This window comes from Bacillus sp. LR_5, assembly GCF_042709275.1.
Genome location: NZ_JAVAXX010000105.1, coordinates 1 through 19,529, shown reverse-complemented (window position 1 = coordinate 19,529; position 19,529 = coordinate 1). Strand labels below are relative to the sequence as shown.

The window sequence follows — 19,529 nt, the reverse complement described above, 5'->3', positions numbered from 1 at the left end:
GTATTGATCACAAAACCGATTCCTGAAGAGATTGAATCATTCATCGGTGAACATTGCCGTTATGAAATATGGCAGGAGGATACGCTTCCGAATGACGTGCTATTTGAGAAATTAAAAGAGGCAGAAGGGCTTTTAACTTCAGGAACGTCCGGACCGTCAATCAATCGTGAATTGCTGGAGCATGCGCCTAAGCTCAAAGTGGTCAGCAATCAATCCGTAGGCTATGATAACTTCGATATAGAAGCCATGAAAGAAAGAGGTGTCCTTGGCACTCATACACCTTATACACTGGATGACACGGTCGCGGATCTGGCCTTTTCTCTGATTCTATCTTCCGCCAGACGTGTTGCCGAACTGGACCGTTTCGTCAGAGCCGGAAAATGGGGAACAGTTGAAGAGGAAGCGCTTTTCGGCATTGACGTTCATCATCAGACGTTAGGCATAATCGGCATGGGCAGAATCGGCGAACAAGCAGCGAGACGCGCCAAATTCGGCTTTGATATGGAAGTGCTTTATCATAACCGCCATCGGAAACAAGAAACGGAAGACAGCATCGGCGTCAAGTACGCTGAGCTTGATACATTGCTCGAACAATCTGATTTTATTCTTCTCATTACGCCGCTGACTGATGAAACGTATCACATGATAGGGGAACGCGAATTTAAGAAGATGAAGGATTCAGCAATTTTCGTCAATATTTCCCGGGGAAAGACGGTTGATGAAAAGGCCCTCATCCATGCCCTTCAAGAAGGATGGATTCGTGGCGCCGGCTTAGACGTGTATGAAGAAGAACCTGTCGCAAAAGACAATCCGCTCTTGCAGCTAGATAATGTTACTTTACTGCCGCATATCGGCTCAGCAACAGCGAAAGTGCGCTTTAATATGTGTAAACAGGCTGCCGAAAACATGATCGCAGCCATTCAAGGGCAAACACCGAAAAATCTCACAAGAGAATTCCAATAAACAAAAATCCGGTCTGATCCAGACCGGATTTTATATTACATATGCTGAAGAACAGCACGCTTATAAATATGGCGGGTGACGATATAATAAACAGCCTGGAACACAAAATAAATGAAGATGACAATCACAGCCTCAAGAAATAAGTTGGAATTCAGCATGTTGCTTAACGCTGCATACGCAAAACCGGCGTGAATTGTGCCCGCGATAAATGGGATGAAGAACAAAAATCCAATTTGCTTTCCGAGGATGGAGTGAATCTCTTTGTCCGTAATCCCCATTCTCTTTAATGCTAAAACTTGGACTCTCGTATCTTCTATTTCCGTAAACATCCGCAAGTACAGCATGCTTCCTTGCACGATAAAAAACAGCACGCTGACAAACAGACCGATAAACAGCATTAATGCGACTCCCTGCTTCACAATTTGAAAATTAGGAGCACGCGTTTGAAAATCAGATGTATGTTCCTTCGGCACCATATTTCCAAGCTTTTCAGAGACATCTACCGTCTCCTGCCAATGCTCAAGCTCATAACCTACCACTCTCATCTGTTCCTTCAGCGGCACTTCCTGAGTAAGGCTGTCAAAGCTGTTTTCGCTGACGACTAATAAACGGCTGACTCCTTCAACTGGCATCAATATCCCTTTGTTTTGCTGCTTTTTCATGACGTAGGAAAGTGTTTTTCCTGACTTCATATGAAATGCTGCTTTTTCCCCTTCACCAAATGTATCTTTTACCATCATTTGAAACGGAACATTAATAAACGCTTCATTTTCTTGTAAATGAATAACAGGGAAACCTTTTTCCTTTGCGACTTGATTATAAATTTTCTCTGAAATCAGCAAAGCCTCCGCTTCCGCTTTCCTGTTTCCATACGGCAAGTCTGATTGAAAAGTGACAGGAATCCCTGTGGCATCCACCTTATACTTGATATTAGCATCAGCTTTTTTCAATGTATTCTCAGCCGTCTCAGGCTTCATAACCTGAAAGCTGGAAGCGTCTTTTTCTACCCAGGCGACAGATTGAGGAATGCTTTGCTCCTCCTGTCTTTCTAAATCAGCATAAAACATATAGATAACACCTGTAGCGGTTAAAATGACCGCTGTAATGATAGAAGTTAAAAACAGCATGCGTGCATGATCCTTCAACCTGAATATCATGTTGGAACGGACAATGATATTCGTTCCTTTATAAAAGCTGTGTTTCTTTCTGTACAGCATGCGGAAAAACGCCACACTGCTTTGTGTAAAAAAGAAATACGTCCCGATTAACACTAAAATCAAAATCGGAAAGACACGAAATACCATATCAATTGCATTCGCTGTGGCAGATAGATAATAACCGCCAGCCAGACACAGCAAAGACAGCACAGTGAGCCATTTCGAATAGGCCGGCAAGCTTTTCGGCTTTTGAGCCGATTTAATCAGCTCAATGATTTCCAGCTTGCGAATCCGTGCCAGTGATAAAATGAGCAGCGTCTGAAACAGGATGAGAAAGCCCACAGCTGTCATCACAAACGCTTTCGGCACAATGACAAACGAGATCGGCACCTTCACGCTGAGCATCCAAGTCATGATCATAAAAAACAGTTTTGAAAATAACAGCCCTGCTCCAATGCCGGCAGCAATCGCCGCTAGAGAAATGAGTGACTGCTCATAATAAATCATCTTGCGGAGCTGCTGCTTTGATGTTCCGAACAGCGTCAGCAGCCCAAATTCTTTCTTTCTCGCCTGCAAAAATGCTGAATTCGAATATGAAATAAAAAATATACAAAATACAATGATGACGACAAGGGCTGCGCTCAAGCACGTTTTGACAAGGCTTCCGCCATATACATTGTCTTCATTGACATCTGGATGAAAAATAAAAGATGTGAAGACAAAAAACACCGAAACGGCAAATACACAGCTAAGAAAGTAGGCGACATATCGTTGCAGATTCCCAAGAATGTTTTTACGGGCGATGGTTCTCAAATTCATGAAAATCGCCTCCCAACACACTCAAGGTATCCAGTATACTTTGATAAAACACCTGCTGGTTTGACCCTCTGTGAATCTCTGAAAAGAAACGTCCGTCTTTAATAAACACAATCCGTTTACAGAAGCTTGCCGCTGTGGCATCATGCGTGACCAATAAAATTGTCGCTTCCTTTTCTTCATTCAGCTGAGCCAGCGTGTTCATCACTTGCTTAGCCGATTTTGAATCAAGGTTTCCCGTCGGTTCATCGGCAAGAAGGAGCGCCGGATTGTGAATAATCGCTCTGGCACAGGCCGCGCGCTGCTGCTGCCCGCCCGATACCTCATATGTCCGGTGGTCAAGAATATGCTTGATTTGCAGCGTATCCGCCAGTTCTCCCAAGCGGGCTTCCATTTCTCTCAGCTTTACCTTGTCCAATGCGAGCGGCAAGAGAATATTTTCCCGAATCGTCAGCGTATCAAGCAGATTAAAATCCTGAAAGACGAAGCCGAGTTCTCTTCTGCGAAACAGAGCCAGGTCTTGATCCTTTAACGTTTTCGGCTGAATGCCGTTAATCATCATCTCGCCCTGGGTCGGTTTATCAATGGTGGCCAGCAAATTCAGGAGCGTGGTTTTTCCGCTTCCCGACGGCCCCATAATCCCGACAAATTCTCCTTTCGTCACATTGAGATCAAAGTCGCTGAGCGCTTGGTATGATATCGTTCCTTTATTTGAATAGTACGTTTTTGACAGGTTCGTTGTTTGTAACACGTTCATGTTCTGCTCCTCCTTTTTCTTTATTATAAAAAGGAAGTCAGCAGCCTCCCATCGAACTTTCTTTCAATTCCGCTCCCCAACCTTACAATGCTGTCACATTCACTAAGGTGTCACTTGAAAACACGATGGTCATCACAGTGCCAGCCCCTTCTTTTGATTCCGCATACAGCTGATGGCCAAGCCGGGTGCACACCTGTTTTGCTAAATAAAGGCCCATTCCCGTTGCCTCTGACATGCTTCGTCCGTTTTCCCCTGTAAAAAACGCATCAAAAATCCGCGGCAGATCCTGCGGCGGTATGCCGATGCCTTCATCAGCAATCGATAAGCGCGTTTCATGTCCCTCTGTTTCAATCCGGATTGTAATATGGTCTCCCTCACCTTGCTTTGAGTATTTTAAGGCATTGAAAAGGATTTGCTCGACAACAAAGGAAAGCCATTTTTGATCACTTGAAATCTGAACGGTGTTTGGCGGCACATGTAATTTTGGGAAAAGGCGCCGTTTGATAAACTGCCGTTTTTCCTGATTAATAAGTGAACGGACAAGCTCGGTTACATTAAAGGTTTGCGGCCTTACATCAAACGCAAATTCCTCCAGCCGGGCCGTTTGCAGCATCATATCAAGACCATGGCGAAACCTCTCATTTTCATCCTCCAGCTCCTCTAAAAACGTCGGAAAAGAAGAAGAGGTTCCATTTTTTCCTTCTTGAATCATTAAGGAAATGACAGATACCGGTGTTTTCATATGGTGGACCCATTGATTGGTGAAGGTATAATGCTGTTTTTGCTGATTGTTATATTGTAAGAGCCTGCCTTCGTATTGCTGCCCGAGTGCATTGATCATTTTCGTCCAAAGCGCCTGCTCTCGTGTTCTTGGCTTTCGGGCTTTCAAAGACTGGCCGATGTCATTTGAAGAAGGCGCTTGTTCTGCAAGCTTTTTGACATAAGTCAGAAAGGAAAATTGCCGTACGTAATCAGCAGCAAAACCGGCAGCTAAAAGAACACCAGGCAAGACCCACATGTATATCATATTTTCTGCAGGAGGTTCTGTGCCGCTCTCTATGATGCTTAAATACGCAATCAGCGTGGCAGCTCCTATCCCTAATAATGCAAATAGAATAATAGCGAAGCGGTCGATGAGATAAGTCTTTAACACTCCGGTTCATCCTTCCGATTGACTTGAAATTGATAGCCTTGTCCTCTTATCGTTGAAATGCAATCTTTCAGTCCGGCATTCTCCAGTTTTTTCCGCAGCCGATTGACATTGACCGTTAGCGTATTATCATCGACAAAATCAACGTCATCCCATAACGCCTCCAATAATTCATCACGGGAGACGATTTTTTTATGCTCCCTCACGAAAATCGATAGAAGCTGAAATTCTTTTTGTGAAAACAAGATGCGGGTGCTGTTCCACTCGGCCTCATTCTGATCAGGATAAATCGTCAGCCCGCCAAGCTCCACTATTCTTGATTCCTGTGACAAAGAAGGCGAGTATTCACCATATGTGCGGCGCAGGACGCTTTTGATTTTGGCCATCACTACCTCTAAATGGAACGGCTTGGTGATATAATCATCGCCGCCATTTTCAATCGCCATTACCTGATTCAGCTCATCGGTCCGCGCTGATATAAAGATAATCGGCGCATTAGAAATGGTACGGATTTGCCTGCACCAATAAAACCCGTCAAAAAAAGGCAGATTGATATCAAGCAGCACCAGATCCGGCTTCATTTCCGCAAACTCCAATTTTATATCATTCAGCTGTTCAGCAATTTTCACTTCATATCCGTATTTTTGAAGATGCCCGCCCAACAAAGCAGCAATCCGCTCATCATCTTCCACAAGCAAAATTCGATACACGTTGATCCCCCTTATATGTACATCACGATGATTTTTCTAGAAGATTCCAAAATTATTATAGCATGTGCGGAATAGTAAATCGGTCTTTTTCCTTTTGTTATGATAGAATGATAAAGGTAAAATTTTCATAATAGGCAGGTGTTGTGATGAAGAAAATCATGCTGTTTCTGGCAATGACGTCAATTCTTTCAGCATGTCAGCCCAACTATACCGGGAAATACATAGAAATTGGGGATACACTAACTGACTATACCAAAGAGTGCTTTAAAGAGAATGAAATTCCTTATAAATACGAAAAGGGAAAACTGTATATCCCAGAAGATGCATTTGATGCAGCAATCTACACTTGCTCATAAGAAAAAGCTTGCGGACATGCTGCAAGCTTTTCACGTTACAAAAAATGAGTATTTAATTTCTCTTCAAACTCTGAAGGGCCGATGTCACTTTTTTGGCCTTCACCGCCGTTTTCATGAATGGTGAAATGGCGGTCTGACATGACCATCCGTCCGTTCGGTGTCAGCTTTGAGGCAAGCAGTGATTTGTTAAAAGGAGATTTTTCATGAGAATGAATCATGTCCTTCATGTCATCTAAATCACCGGCATTGCTCTCTTCAAGGGTAAAGGCGTAACCGATTTGCCAGCCTTCCCCTTTGTCCATCAACAGAACATGGCTGCCCTTTTCTGTCTCTTCTTCTTTGATTCGGAATGAACCAACAGATGATTGTACCGTTTCTCCAGAAAGCGGTATCGGCTGGAGCGCCAGGTTGATGCCGAAGCCGATATCAACGATATACTCGCCTTTTTCCGCAGACAGCAATACAGCAGCATGCGTTCTGTCTAACGCCCACTCTTCTTGTTTTCCGGCATAAACTGTTCCCCGAATGAGCTTCACCTGAAACCCGGCCTCACGCAAAACAAAATAAAGGAAGCCATTTAAATCGTAGCAAAGGCCGCCGTGCTGTTCTTTGACCAGGCGGCGCCACAGCTCTTCTTTTGTTACCTTATAATTCTCTTTTGCGAGTACGGCGCGGTTTTCAAATGGAAAACGGTATGCCATTGCTTTGAGAAAAAGGGGGAGATCGCCGAAGCTGACATGGTCTTTCTCCCAGCCAATTTTCTGAAAGCATTCTTTTAGAAAGTCATTCATCTTTTATCACCTAAACTTCTTCTTGAACGTAAGCAGCCAGCTTTTCAAGCGCTTCTTGTTCGTCTTCTCCCTGGGCAATCAAGGTAACCTCAGTGCCTGTGCTTACCGCAAGACTCATCAGCCCCATGATGCTTTTTGCGTTTACTTTTTTCCCATCCTTCTCAAGAAACACATCTGACGTAAACCGGTTTGCCTCTTGTACAAACAAAGCAGCAGGACGCGCCTGCAGTCCTGTCTTTAATCGAACTTCCACTTTCTGTTGAACCATAAGATCTCCCCTTTTCTTTACGGTTATTTTAAAGTGACGGTTTGCCCTGTCCGCAGCTGTTCTGCGATTTCGTCAAGTTTTCTCAGCCTGTGATTGATCCCTGATTTGCTGATTTTCCCGCTTGCTACCATTTCCCCCAGCTCTTTCAGCGTCACTTCCTGATAATCAATTCGCAGCTGCGCGATTTCCCGAAGTTTTTCAGGAAGCGCATCCAGGCCGATTCTTTCATCGATGTATTTAATATTCTCCACCTGTCTGAGCGAAGCGCCGATCGTTTTGTTTAAGTTGGCTGTTTCACAATTGACGAGGCGGTTGACCGAATTTCTCATATCCCTGACGATTCTGACATCCTCAAATCGCAGAAGCGAATTGTGGGCGCCGATCACGTTCAGAAACTCAGTAATCTTTTCCGCCTCTTTTAGATAGGTGATATAGCCTTTTTTCCGTTCGAGCGTTTTACTGTTTAACTGAAACTCATTTAACAGGTCGCATAATGAATCGTTATGCTCCTTATAAAGAGAGAAGATTTCTAAATGATACGAGGAGGTTTCCGGGTTATTGACCGAACCTCCTGCCAAAAATGCCCCTCTCATATAAGAACGCTTGCAGCATCTCTTTTTGACCAGCTCTTTCGAAATACTTCGTTCAAACACAAAATTCTCCCCGAGTATTTTTAAATCCTCTAAGATCGCTTTTGCATTTTCTGAAAAACGCACAATATAGACGTTATTCTTTTTCAGCCGCATTTTCTTTCTGACCAGCAGCTCGACCGACACATCATATTGTTTTTTCAGCAATGTATAGATGCGGCGGGCAATCGCCGCATTTTCGGTTTGAACATCAAGTACGAGATGGCGGTTTGTAAATGATAATGCTCCGTTCATCCGGATAAGCGCAGACAGCTCTGCGTTAATGCAGCAGTCTTTCACTTCCAGATTCGTTAATTCTTTTTTTGTTTCTGATGCAAATGACATATAGCCACCTCATTTCTGGCTTCATTCTTTTAGTAAATCGACAAGAAGAGAGGCCACTTTATGTGTATCGTGACGAATTACGTCATTTTTATACGTTACGATTTGATCTCTGATGACTTCAAGCCCCATTGCTTTCAGCTCCTCGATATCAAAATCAACAGGACGCGCCGATTCCATTTCGTACTTACGTTTTATTTCGTCAGGAATGTCTTCGCTGTTCACTAATATCGTATCAATAAAACCACAGCCCATATGCTGATTGAGCGCTTTCACATGATCAGCTGCGGTGTAATGGAGTGTTTCGCCGGGCTGAGTCATTACGTTGCAAATGTATACTTTTTTCGCTGGCGCCTTCACCACTTCTTCCCCGATTTTCGGGACGAGCAAATTGGGAAGAATGCTTGTATAGAGGCTTCCCGGACCGATAATAATCAAATCCGCTTCCCTGATCACGTCTATCGTTTCCGGCAGCGGATCAATATGTTCAGGCGTGAGGAAAACACGCTTAATGCGCTGTCCGGACGCCGGGATCGTGGACTCGCCTGAAACCACGCGGCCGTCTTCCATCTCAGCATGCAGAACGACACTGGCATTGGCAGCTGGCAAAACCTTTCCTCTTACATTCAGCACCTTGCTCATTTCTGTGACAGCGTGAAAAAAATCACCGGTTATATTTGTCATCGCTGCCAAAATCAAATTCCCGAGAGAATGGCCTGTTAAGTCATTCCCCTTATTGAAGCGGTGCTGAAAGAGATCTTCAACAAGCGGCTCCACATCGGATAAAGCGGCAAGCACATTTCTGATGTCTCCGGGAGGCGGAATTTTCAGTTCATCCCGCAGACGGCCAGAGCTTCCCCCATCATCGGCAACTGTCACAATGGCCGTAATGTCAACAGGTTTATGCTTTAAGCCCCGAAGCAATACAGAAAGACCCGTACCACCGCCAAAGATTGCAATTTTCGGCTTTTGTCCCATCTTATTTCCGGCTTCTCTTTTCAATGTCCCGGTGAGTAACATGAGTATAGTAATCCTTTTTGAAATAACCAGCTAAATTCTCGGCAAGTGTCACAGAGCGGTGCTGTCCCCCTGTGCAGCCGATTGCAATGACGACCTGGCTTTTTCCTTCTCTTTTGTAAGATGGAAGCATAAAGCTCAGCAGATCGATTAATTTTTCATTGAACTTTTGCGTTTCATTCCACTTCATGACGTAAGAGGAAACCTCTTCATCCTTGCCAGTCAGCGGCCTCATGCTTTCGATATAGTAAGGATTCGGCAAAAATCTGACATCAAAGACGAGATCTGCGTCAATCGGAATACCGTATTTAAAACCAAATGACATGACATTCACGGTAAATGTCTCTCCTTGATTTGACGCAAAGTGCTTTACGATTTTTTCGCGTAAATCACGCGGCTTCATGTCTGACGTATCGTAAATGAGTTGAGAGCGGCCTTTTAATTCCTCAAGAAGCTCACGTTCCAGCGCGATGCCTTCAAGCGGCAGGCCCGTCACTGCCAGAGGATGCGAACGTCTCGTTTCTTTATATCTCGTGACAAGAATGGAATCCTTCGCGTCCAAGAATAAAATTCGCGGTGTAATCCACGGATTTTCCGCCATTTCATCCAGTGCTTCAATTAGCCGGTCAAAAAATTCACGGCCGCGCAAATCCATCACGAGCGCAACCTTGCTCATTTTCGAATTTGATTCCTTCATCAGCTCTAAAAATTTCGGAAGCAATGAAGGCGGAAGATTATCGACGCAGAAATAGCCGAGATCTTCGAAGCTTTGAATAGCGACAGTTTTCCCCGCTCCCGACATTCCGGTTATAATGACAAGCTGAATATCATGTGATTCACTAACACTCATCTTTCTCCCCCCTGACTTGTCTTTCTATTTGATATGCTGCGGGTCTAAACGATAACTGAGCAGCTCAAAATCCGGTGTATACGTAAATGTGCCGTGCAGCAGCCCTTGTCCCTTCATCATAAAATCAAGGATATGGCCGTCTCCCGGCGCCATAGGCAGGTTTTGAATGTCATTGACATCGTGCCACTGCAGCTTGCCTTCCTCTGATTCAGCTACATTTTGCCCTGTATAAGCATCAGCGACAAACGTAAACATCATCCACTCAGAGACAATGTGGTCACCGTCTTTAATAATAAAGGTAAAAACGCCTTTTAACTGAGGATTTATGATATAGATACCAGTCTCTTCTCTGTACTCTCTAATGACGGAGTCTCTGACTGATTCTCCGCTCTCCATCTTGCCTCCCGGCGCGACCCACCAGCCGCGTCTCGGCTTTTGAAGCAGAAGGACTTTGTCATCCGTCTGAAGCACACAATTTGTCACTCTTTGCAAGTACGTTCACCTAACCTTCTCGTCCTGTCATCGTCTCTTTATTATACCGCTTCAAGATGCCTCCCACAATGAAGAGACATTGACAATCTTTTCTTCTATTTTACAGCATATTCATCTCTTAGTTCAGGTGATTTGCTGTAACAGGCATCCGTCTTTTATTTTTGGACAAAAAAAGGACACGGATAACTGGAGAATCCGTGCCAAAAAAGTGTATTCATTATAAAAAGGGGGTCAATTACTTTATTAATCATAACCGAAAAGCATTACACAACTGTTACAGCGGAATTAAAACCCAGTAACGTAATGTGAAACTCGTATGACAGCCCTTTTTATTTTAAAGTTTTCAGCGTTTCTTGGAGCTCTTCGACATAATGCTGTACGCTTTGTGCCGCAATACTTCCGTCTCCTGTAGCCGTTACAATTTGGCGCAGTGACTTTTCGCGAATGTCTCCGGCAGCGAAAATACCTTCAACCTTTGTTTCCATGCGGTCGTTTGTTTCGATGTAGCCTTCTTCATTCGTAATGCCCAGATTTTCAAACGGTTTAGACAGAGGAAGCATGCCGATGTAAATAAATACGCCGTCTGTTTTGAATTCACTTTCTTCACCGGTTACCGTATCGACAAGCGTTACGTTACCGACTTTGCCGTTTTTCTCATGAATTTCCTTCACGGTTTTGTTCCATAAGAAGTCAACTTTTTCATTATCAAATGCTCTCGCTTGAAGAATGCTTTGCGCACGGAGTTTATCACGTCTGTGAACAATCGTTACTTTTGAAGCGAAACGTGTCAGATATACACCCTCTTCAACCGCGGAATCTCCTCCGCCAACAACAACAAGCTCTTTGCCTTTAAAGAAAGCGCCATCACATACTGCACAATAAGACACACCGCGGCCGCCCAATTCTTTCTCACCAGGCACGCCGATTTTTTTATACTCCGCACCTGCGGCTATGATGACAGCACGTGCTTTATATTCTTTTGAACCGGCTTTGACCACTTTGTATTCTTTGCCGTCAACGACTTCTTTAATATCACCATAAGCGTATTCAGCACCGAATTTTTTCGCGTGTTCGAACATTTTGTTAGAAAGCTCAGGCCCAAGGATACTTTCGAATCCAGGATAGTTTTCTACATCTTCCGTATTGGCCATTTGCCCGCCTGGAATTCCTCTTTCAATCATTAATGTCGATAAATTTGCTCTTGAGGTGTATACAGCGGCCGTCATCCCAGCAGGGCCCGCGCCGATTATAATCACGTCATAAATTTTTTCTTCTGACACACTATTCACTCCTTAAACCATCTTTTCAAGTTTGGGCTTTTCTTATATGATAAGAATCCCCATCAAACGTATTCCTTACCCATATCCTATAAAATCTCATGGTGATACGCTATTTTTTTGCTCACTTTTTTTCTCATCACGATTAAATGTATTGTAAACGGGTATACATGTTAATAAAGAAAGAGCCTTCTGTTCAGAGAAGGCCCTTGTCTTATTTATTATTGAACAACACGTCTTACAACGCCTTTAAATGCTTTTTTCCAGTAAACGTTGCTCATAGAGTCAACAGATACACCGTGAGATGTATTGTCGTTTAGGAAAGTACCGTTTCCTAAGTAGATTCCTACGTGTCCGTTTGTTTTGTAAGTGTCAAAGAACACAAGGTCTCCACGTTTCATTTCGGACGCGCTGACAGCTTGTCCTCTGCCAACTAACGTATCAGTTGTTGTTCCGCCGACAGGTCCAAGGTTCACACCTGCAGAAGCGTATGCCCAGCGTACGAATGATGAGCAGTCAAAAATACGGTTGTTGATATCAGACTGAGTGCGTCCGCCGCCAAATTTGTACGGGGATTGTCCTACAATGCTTGAACCAACGCTGATCGCGCCTTCAATTCCGCCGGAGTTGCTGATAACAGTGCCGCCTGAATTGCTGTTTGAGCTGCTGCTCTTCTTAGAAGATGATCCGTTAGACGAACTATTTGACGAACCCTTAGAAGAGTTATCTGAAGAATCATTATCAGATGAGCTTGCTTTTGCTGATTCAGTTGTAGCCGTTTGGCTGTCATCTGTTTGTGTTTCATCAGATGCTTTTTGTGCTTCTTCCTGCTTTTTGATCAAAGCAGCCGCTGCTTCTTGTTCTTTTTTGATGCGTGCTTGCTCAGCTTCAGTATCTGCTTTTTGATTTGCAAGTTTAGACGCTTCTGATTTTAATTCAGAAATCGCGGCAGCCGTTTTCTTCTGGCTTGCTTTTGCTTCGTCGAAAAGCTTGTCTTTTTCATCAAGCTGTTTATCAAGGTCTTTTTGCATTGTTTCTAATTTAGCCAATGCAGCTTGAACTTCTTTCAGCTTATTATTCAAATCCGCTTCAGAATCTTCAAGCTTCGCTTTATCCTGCTCTTGCTGCTTGATTAAATCTTTGTCTGCATCCACAATAGATGAAACCGCAGTGGCGCGAGAGATAAAATCACCAAAGCTTGTTGATCCTAAAAGGACATCTATGTACCCTTGAGATCCGCCGCTTTCCTGTAAAGAACGAACGCGTTTTTTCAGGATTTCATTGCGTTTTTCAATGCGGGCTTCTGTCTCTTTAATCTCTTTTTTCAGTTTTTTGATTTCTTCTTTTGTTTTATCGTTTTCTTCTTTTTTATCTTCGATCTTGTTGCTTGTATCAAGCGCCTTAGCGTTAATGTCTTTCAGTTCTTTTTCAATCTTTGTTTGGTTCTCCTGAAGCTCAGTTAATTCTTTTTCCTTTGCTTCAATGCTGGAAGCAACCTCAGATTGCTTGCTTTCGATTTTTTGTTTCTTTTCATCTAATGTTTCCGCCGATGCAGTTTTACTTGTAAATGGGATCAAAAAACTGCTTGTCCCGATGACGGAAGCCAAACCAAGTGTCAATAAACTCTTTCTCACTTTTTATATCCTCCCTTTTACTGTGAACCTGTTCTCATTTGGAATTGTATTTTGAACATCAAGTTTCGTTCCTCATACTCTACGAGGAATGATGGTCGTTTATGGTTAATTATTCTGTGCATCTCTTATTCTGGTTGTATAGCGTTTATTTCACATCATATGTAAAAAACACTAATTCCTTATGTACGAGAATCATTATACCATCAAGTTTCGACAAATTAGCGATAAATTTTATTACATTTATGTTTCAAACAGATGTCAAGTCACACATCATTTGTCATTTTTCTTAAGCATGCAAAAAAACTGTCGATATTATTTTCTCAATATAATCTATCTAACAAAAAAAGAGTCGATTAAATAAATCGACTCTTTAAAATTTACTATTCTAGAATATCATCAATATATTTCATATATTTCGTCAAAGTTGCCGGAGAGATGCCGAATCGGGCCGCTGTGTCTTTTTTCGTGTCTTGCTTGCCATGGGCTTCCTTCCAAATATAACAGATGGCTGCTGCCCAGCCTTTCTCATTCTTCAACGGAGCGGCTGCACGAATTTGCTGGATGACATGGAAAACCCAGCAGCTCATGACTTCTGTTTTCATCTCTTCTTTTTCAGCTTGCTCTAATAATTTAACCGTTTGATAAGCGAAAAGTGCATCCGCTGAAACGTCAGCAGCAGCAGAATCTCCATTCAGAAGCAGCTTTACAAAATGATTTTCAAAAGGAGCGGTAATTCTCTTTGATCGTATCACCGCTTCAAGATGCTCTGTTTCTCCCTTTGTGCTGCTGATATAATAGGCTGCGAGACGCTGCTCCACAGATGAAGGAAGAGCTTCCCGCCGCTCAATCCAAGGCGCCGGGCGGTCTTCGCCGGGATATTGCGACTCGACTTTTCTCCAGATCGTCTCGGCAAAGTCGGTATGTCCCGTAAAATAAGCAGAGCAGGAAAGCCAGTAAAAGAAGGTGTCGTCACCTTCAAAGCCGGTTTTATATAATGATTTGAGCCATTTATATCCGATCTCGTAGCGGCCGACAAGCGCCAATGTAGCACCCAATTTATAACGCTGCTCCAATAGCATCGGATAGACATTGGAGAGCTGATCACTCAATTCCGCCACTTTTTCGTCTTCTCTTTCATAATAGTAGAAAACGAGAAGATTGCATAAGGCGTGAAGATTTCCTTCATTATGAGAAAGCACTTCATAAGCGGTTTGCTTCGCTTTTACAACGTTTCCTGAATAGAAATAGGCAAGCGCGAGATTGTTGTATGCTGACCAAAGCTCCGGATATTCAGCTGTGATTTCCTCAAGCGCCGCAACCGCTTCAGCAAGCTGGCCGCTTTCCAGCAATGACTTTGCCCGATCCTGTTTCACCAGCAGTTCATCCTGGTCATACAACGAATCCTCAATGCCGTCGTCTCCTAAATCGAGCAAATCAAGCAGACTATCGTTTTCTTCGGCGAATTCACCATCCGGGTCCGCATCAGAATAAGCGGCCGCTTCTTTATAAGCTTCCTGGAAGAGCCCCAGATGGGCAAAGTTATTCGCTTTAAAGTAGTGGCACTCCGGCATTTCGGCCTCCAGATTTGCCATGATATAGTCAAGAAGATCGTTCGACTCTTGATACTGGCCCATTTCCGAATAAATGACCGCAAGCTGTGAAAGCATCTCTGAATCCTCCGGCTCCAAATGAACCGCGCGCTGAATCAGTTTGCTTGCCCGTTTTAGATTGCGCTCTTTATACGCTTTCAAGCCTTTATGAAAAAAATATTGTCCATCTTGAAGCAGCTGGACAATTTGTGCGTGATTTTTATGTTCAGAAGTGTGTTTTCCCACAACTACCCTCCGTTTTATACAATATTACCGTCAGTAGTATACCATAAATCGTAAGCCCCTCAATAGTTCAAAAGGAAGGATTGGGAAAATCCCTCCTCTTTTTTATTGGCTGATTCGACCAAAATTTACCCGGCTTTGTTTTCTAAGTCCGCATTCATTTTCAGCTGCTGTTCAGCAAAATCCCGATAAAGGCCATGGGAAGCCATTAACTCATGGTGTGTTCCACGACCGGTAATTTCCCCTTTTTCAACAAACAAAAGCTGGTCCGCATCTACAACGGTAGATAGGCGGTGAGCGATCACAATCGTTGTTCGGCCCTCCATCAGCACCTCAAGCGCCTGCTGAACTGATTTTTCAGATTGGCTGTCGAGACTTGAGGTCGCTTCATCGAGCATAAGAATGCTTGGGTTACGGAGAAGCGCTCTCGCAATTGCGATTCTTTGCCTTTGTCCGCCTGACAGCATAATGCCGCGTTCGCCCACTTCTGTATCAAACTGATTCGGCAGCTCCTTTATAAAATTGAGCGCATATGCCATCTCCGCGGCTTTTTCGATCTCAGCATCCGTCACATCTCGTTCTAACCCGTAGCAAATATTTTCTCTGATTGTCCCGGACATTAACGGGCTTTCCTGCGATACATACCCGATATGCTCCCGCCACGATTCAAGCGAATAAGTATCAATCGGCTCGTCCCCCAGCCGAATGGACCCTGCAGTCGGAGTATAAAAACGTTCAAGCAGCTTAAACAGCGTCGTTTTCCCCCCGCCGCTCGGACCGACAATGGCTGTGACTTTACCTGCTTCAATGACAGCGCTGACCTCTTTTAAGATCAGCTGATCAGGCTTATATCCAAAAGACACGCAATCAAGCTGGATAGGGAGATGCGCATTTTCAATTTGTTTTCCTGTCACTGTATCTTCCTCTTCCTCTGCTAAAATCTCAATCATTCGTTCTGTTGCACCGATTGATTTTTGCAGCTGTGTGAAAAACGTTGTAATCTGGCCCATCGGCATAATAATTTGGAACAAATATAAAATAAAAGCCACGAGCGCTCCGGCCGTGAGCTCGCCTGAAGATACCTGCATGCCGCCATATCCGATGACTGCGACAAGGGCTGCCATTAACACGAGTGAGATAAGCGGGCCGACAAGTGATTGAACCTTAGCTTCTCGAACGCCAAGCTTAAATAATGAGGAAATCCCTGTTTTCCCACGGCCGTATTCGACATCCTCCGCATTTGAAGCTTTGACAAGTCTGATTTCCGGGAGAATTTGATTAAGCAGGCCTGTAAAACGGGCTGTTTCATCTTGCGTTTCCCGTGAAATGGAGAACATTTTCCGTCCAATCGGCACCAAAATAAGAGCGGCCAGCGGAACGACCACTAACACAAGCAGTGTCAGCTTCCAGTTCATAATAAACAAGATTGTCAATGATCCAATGACAGAAATGATGCCTGTAATAAATCCGCTGATATGGGTTGTAATCAATTCTTTGACAACCATCGTATCGTTCGTTACACGGCTGACTGTTTCTCCGGAAGCATTTGTATCGAAATAAGAGACAGGCAGCTTAATTAATTTCTTCCATAATAACTCCCGCAGCCCGGAAATGATTTTTTGTCCATTATAGTTAAGCGCATAGGTGGCATAAGCGCTTAAACCCGCCTGAACGAAAAACACCAGCGCGATCAAACCGATTTGCGTGCCTGACAGATTTGACATAGAAAAACCATCGACAAGCTGCTTCGTTAATAATGGAATGAGCAGGCTGACCAGCGTGGTTACTACACTGAGGGCAAGCGCAAAGGCGAGCTTTCCATAAGAAGGATTGGTCCGTCTTACTAAGGCAAAAAAGGGTTTCAATTTACTTTTAGATTTTTGTTTCTTGGTTGGCATATATTTTCCTCCTGTTTCAGCGTTCAGAAAGGTGAAAAGTCATAGCAAAAGGATGATTTTTACTCTTTCTCAATCATATCAATGGAGAAAGACTTTTTCAGTATATTTTTGCCGTGATGAAAATAAAAGATCTCCCACTCATTGTTTGAATAGGAGATTTTTATGTTAGACATCTTTCACAGGCTTCTTTTTTCTGTAAGTCAATGTTACATCCTGCTGTCGCAGGTCTTCTATTATCATTTTGTACCGATCAACTTTTGCGGTATGTTCTTCTTTTATCATCTCAAGGGCAGCTTTTCGTTTTTCGCTATTAGACTCAAGCTCTTTTTTTATTTTTTTTACAATCAACCCTTTTTGCCCTTTGATTTCCTCTTTTAATGAAGACTCAAATTTCTTTGTCAGGTTGAGAAAGTCGTTGATCGGTTGATTGAGGGTGCCCGCTTTCCCCTTCATTTCATCTTGGGTAAGAAACATATAGGTCGTTGATACAATTTCTGTTTCACTTTCTGAAAATAAGGAAGTCACTCTTCATATTCCTCCTAAGGCTGAAAATCAAATAACTGAGAAATCATTTCTTCTTTTTCAAACAGCTTTTCAATACTCTCGCGGATATTTTTGATAAAATCTCTTTTTTCTGTTGTCTGTTTTTTTAATTCAGCAACAATTCCATCATTAGCAGGAAGCGCACCTGTGTGGAATGATTCATGAACTGAGATTTTCTCCAATTTATCGAATGTGTGGCTGAAACCAGCTGCAAGCCGGAATTGAAGATCGAAGGCATAATGCGAAGGGTTTTCTTCCATATGATGAATAGCCGTGATGATCGCCTGCTTTTTGTCTATGAAGTCTTCATCGATTTCCTGACTGTAAACCTTCTGGTACTTAGAAATCGCATCTTCCATATCTTCAACGATTTTCATACCGTTTTGATAGATTCTGACAGCGGATGAGAGATTGACTTGAATCGTTTCTCCCGAGCCGCTCTTCCCTGTAAAATAAATATCGGAGCCTTTATAGCTGAAGCCTTTTTCCTTTGACAAGGCGTTGAGCATTTGAACGATACTGTGGCCGTCGACGATAAGTTTTAGTGCGTCTTTTGTTTCTGTGTCGAGTGTTTTCAATGAGGACAGAATTGATTTTACATAGTCCACTATTTCACCAACGTCTTTCAAAGCTTGCATAAATTGGCCATGCTTTAAATGGTCAATGAAATGTTCGTACCGTGATTCTATGCCTCGCATACTCGCGTTAATATTCGTTAATTCTTTTTTGATGACTATCTTTTGCGTTTCATCAATATACCCATTTTCAGCTAACTGATCTACGACCGGTCCGCTGTTTCTCAACAAGGTATGAAGAAAACCTAAAAACGACGGCAGTTCCTCTTTTATTCGGCCATACATTTGCTTAACATCATCAAAATGCTCATATAGGACACTTACTTTCTTTAAAGCGCCGTCTGTGTTTTTCACTTTTTCAATCAGGTCTATGTCTATCCCGCTGGCTGCCTTTATAAAACCGTTCAAGCCGTCTTTTTCATAGTCATCCTTATATTTTTGAAGGAATTTTTGAATTGACCTCACATCTTCGTCAGGAACCCCATCCATAATATTTCGAATGCCTTTTACACTTGTATTTGTATCTGCCATCTTCACATCACCGAATGTAATGAAATCGGCCTTGCCGCTGACTCCATACAGCGGGTCATCTTTTGAGATGCGCTGAGTGATGTTTGTTGTTACGCCTTTGTCTTCATAATATTTTTGGATTTCTTTTTTTAGCTTATCTGGTGGGATATCATTTATATCTTTTAAGCGTCTAATATGAAATTTATGCATTAGCCTATCTCTCAAATTCAAATCAGTTGCTAGCAGGTGGTCAACGCTTATTTGAGCTCCGTTAACCCCATAAACCTCATCAAATTCTCCGTCAATTAATTGAACCATCACCTGATTATTATTTGCCAGTGAGTGGCCCATAGCAAAGGTCTTTAAATCATGAGAATTCTCTGTTTCTCTTTTGGCATTTCTTACAAACTCTTTTGTCGCTTGGTACTGGCTGTCATCTATCCCTAAAAAGAGACCAAAGAAATTGTATGACCAGTCTTCGTTATCAGCACTCCCCTCTGAAATAATATGAAGTTGATTAACGTGTTGTTTATCATCCTTAATATAAATAGCTGTACCATCATATCCGGACTCTCTTATTGATGTATCTATTTTCGAATTTTTTTTAATAAGTTCATTAGATGTGTATATTTCCAGATTTTTTGGAAGATCTCGATGTGTTTCTTCTTTGTATATTCGACGCACCTCGACTTCAAAATCTGTTTTAGCTCTCTTTATTTCACTTTCAATATTAGAAGCAAATTTTTCTTTATAATCGTACTCCAAGTCAATTAAACGCAGCTTTACATTTTCATTTTCAAATATATTCTTATTTTCCATTTTCTCTATTTCTCCTTTTTAACTTTTAAAAAGGTAATAGAATCAATTATTTTTCGAACTTTTTTTTCTGCTTCTTCTTTCTTTAATGAACAAACCTCTTTACCCTTATAGCAAGAAAAACGAAAAGAATACTCTATTCCTAA

Annotated in this window: 18 protein-coding genes; 2 read left to right on the top strand and 16 right to left on the bottom strand. The window is 42.7% G+C overall.

Annotated features, from left to right (window positions below; genetic code table 11):
• The coding region (locus tag RAC86_RS19760) for a 2-hydroxyacid dehydrogenase (protein WP_377885963.1) at window positions 1-963 on the top strand (963 nt) is incomplete at its 5' end.
• Window positions 964-998: 35 nt separating this feature from the next.
• Here RAC86_RS19760 and psdB read toward each other — a convergent pair.
• The 4 genes from psdB to psdR form a co-directional block, all read right to left on the bottom strand.
• On the bottom strand, window positions 999-2,939 hold the full coding sequence (psdB, locus tag RAC86_RS19755) for a lantibiotic ABC transporter permease PsdB (protein WP_072565321.1): 1,941 nt from the start codon (window positions 2,937-2,939) through the stop codon (window positions 999-1,001).
• A complete protein-coding gene (gene psdA, locus RAC86_RS19750; protein WP_072565322.1) occupies window positions 2,914-3,693 on the bottom strand; it encodes a lantibiotic ABC transporter ATP-binding protein PsdA in 780 nt (259 codons plus the stop codon). Before psdA ends, psdB begins: the two co-directional genes overlap by 26 nt.
• 82 nt (window positions 3,694-3,775) lie before the next feature.
• On the bottom strand, window positions 3,776-4,846 hold the full coding sequence (locus RAC86_RS19745; protein ID WP_072565323.1) for a HAMP domain-containing histidine kinase: 1,071 nt from the start codon (window positions 4,844-4,846) through the stop codon (window positions 3,776-3,778).
• Window positions 4,840-5,553: a two-component system response regulator PsdR gene (gene psdR, locus RAC86_RS19740; protein ID WP_014115278.1), complete on the bottom strand. Its 714-nt coding sequence runs from the start codon at window positions 5,551-5,553 to the stop codon at window positions 4,840-4,842. Before psdR ends, RAC86_RS19745 begins: the two co-directional genes overlap by 7 nt.
• Before the next feature lie 146 nt (window positions 5,554-5,699).
• On the opposite strand from psdR, the gene RAC86_RS19735 reads away from it, so the two are divergent.
• Entirely contained in the window at window positions 5,700-5,909 is a 210-nt protein-coding gene (locus RAC86_RS19735; protein WP_072565324.1) for a hypothetical protein, read from the top strand.
• Between the two features lie 35 nt (window positions 5,910-5,944).
• Here the strand turns inward: RAC86_RS19735 and RAC86_RS19730 are convergent, their stop codons facing one another.
• The 12 genes from RAC86_RS19730 to RAC86_RS19675 form a co-directional block, all read right to left on the bottom strand.
• Window positions 5,945-6,700 (bottom strand): arylamine N-acetyltransferase family protein, encoded by a 756-nt coding sequence (locus RAC86_RS19730; protein ID WP_072565325.1) that lies wholly within the window; start codon window positions 6,698-6,700, stop codon window positions 5,945-5,947.
• Between the two features lie 10 nt (window positions 6,701-6,710).
• Entirely contained in the window at window positions 6,711-6,968 is a 258-nt protein-coding gene (locus RAC86_RS19725; RefSeq protein ID WP_003219835.1) for an HPr family phosphocarrier protein, read from the bottom strand.
• A 23-nt stretch (window positions 6,969-6,991) separates the two neighbouring features.
• Entirely contained in the window at window positions 6,992-7,942 is a 951-nt protein-coding gene (whiA, locus tag RAC86_RS19720; RefSeq protein ID WP_003219831.1) for a DNA-binding protein WhiA, read from the bottom strand.
• 21 nt (window positions 7,943-7,963) lie between these two features.
• On the bottom strand, window positions 7,964-8,917 hold the full coding sequence (gene mgfK / locus RAC86_RS19715) for a gluconeogenesis morphogenetic factor (RefSeq protein WP_072566783.1): 954 nt from the start codon (window positions 8,915-8,917) through the stop codon (window positions 7,964-7,966).
• Between the two features lies 1 nt (window position 8,918).
• Window positions 8,919-9,806 (bottom strand): RNase adapter RapZ, encoded by an 888-nt coding sequence (gene rapZ, locus RAC86_RS19710; RefSeq protein WP_072565326.1) that lies wholly within the window; start codon window positions 9,804-9,806, stop codon window positions 8,919-8,921.
• A gap of 24 nt (window positions 9,807-9,830) precedes the next feature.
• Window positions 9,831-10,298, bottom strand: coding sequence for an 8-oxo-dGTP diphosphatase (locus RAC86_RS19705; protein WP_061187861.1), 468 nt, complete (start codon window positions 10,296-10,298; stop codon window positions 9,831-9,833).
• 329 nt (window positions 10,299-10,627) lie between these two features.
• Entirely contained in the window at window positions 10,628-11,578 is a 951-nt protein-coding gene (gene trxB, locus RAC86_RS19700; RefSeq protein WP_072565327.1) for a thioredoxin-disulfide reductase, read from the bottom strand.
• A 218-nt stretch (window positions 11,579-11,796) separates the two neighbouring features.
• Window positions 11,797-13,209 (bottom strand): peptidoglycan DL-endopeptidase CwlO, encoded by a 1,413-nt coding sequence (gene cwlO, locus RAC86_RS19695; protein ID WP_014115285.1) that lies wholly within the window; start codon window positions 13,207-13,209, stop codon window positions 11,797-11,799.
• A gap of 380 nt (window positions 13,210-13,589) precedes the next feature.
• Entirely contained in the window at window positions 13,590-15,044 is a 1,455-nt protein-coding gene (locus RAC86_RS19690) for a tetratricopeptide repeat protein (RefSeq protein WP_377885962.1), read from the bottom strand.
• Window positions 15,045-15,169: 125 nt separating this feature from the next.
• Window positions 15,170-16,939, bottom strand: a complete 1,770-nt coding sequence (gene bmrA, locus RAC86_RS19685; protein ID WP_377885961.1) for a multidrug resistance ABC transporter ATP-binding protein/permease BmrA — start codon at window positions 16,937-16,939, stop codon at window positions 15,170-15,172.
• A gap of 165 nt (window positions 16,940-17,104) precedes the next feature.
• Window positions 17,105-17,464: a hypothetical protein gene (locus RAC86_RS19680; RefSeq protein ID WP_174222706.1), complete on the bottom strand. Its 360-nt coding sequence runs from the start codon at window positions 17,462-17,464 to the stop codon at window positions 17,105-17,107.
• A gap of 14 nt (window positions 17,465-17,478) precedes the next feature.
• The gene (locus RAC86_RS19675) at window positions 17,479-19,386 is read right to left on the bottom strand and encodes a DUF6792 domain-containing protein (RefSeq protein ID WP_377885960.1); all 1,908 of its coding nucleotides are present in this window, start codon (window positions 19,384-19,386) and stop codon (window positions 17,479-17,481) included.
• Between the last annotated feature and the right edge of the window lie 143 nt (window positions 19,387-19,529).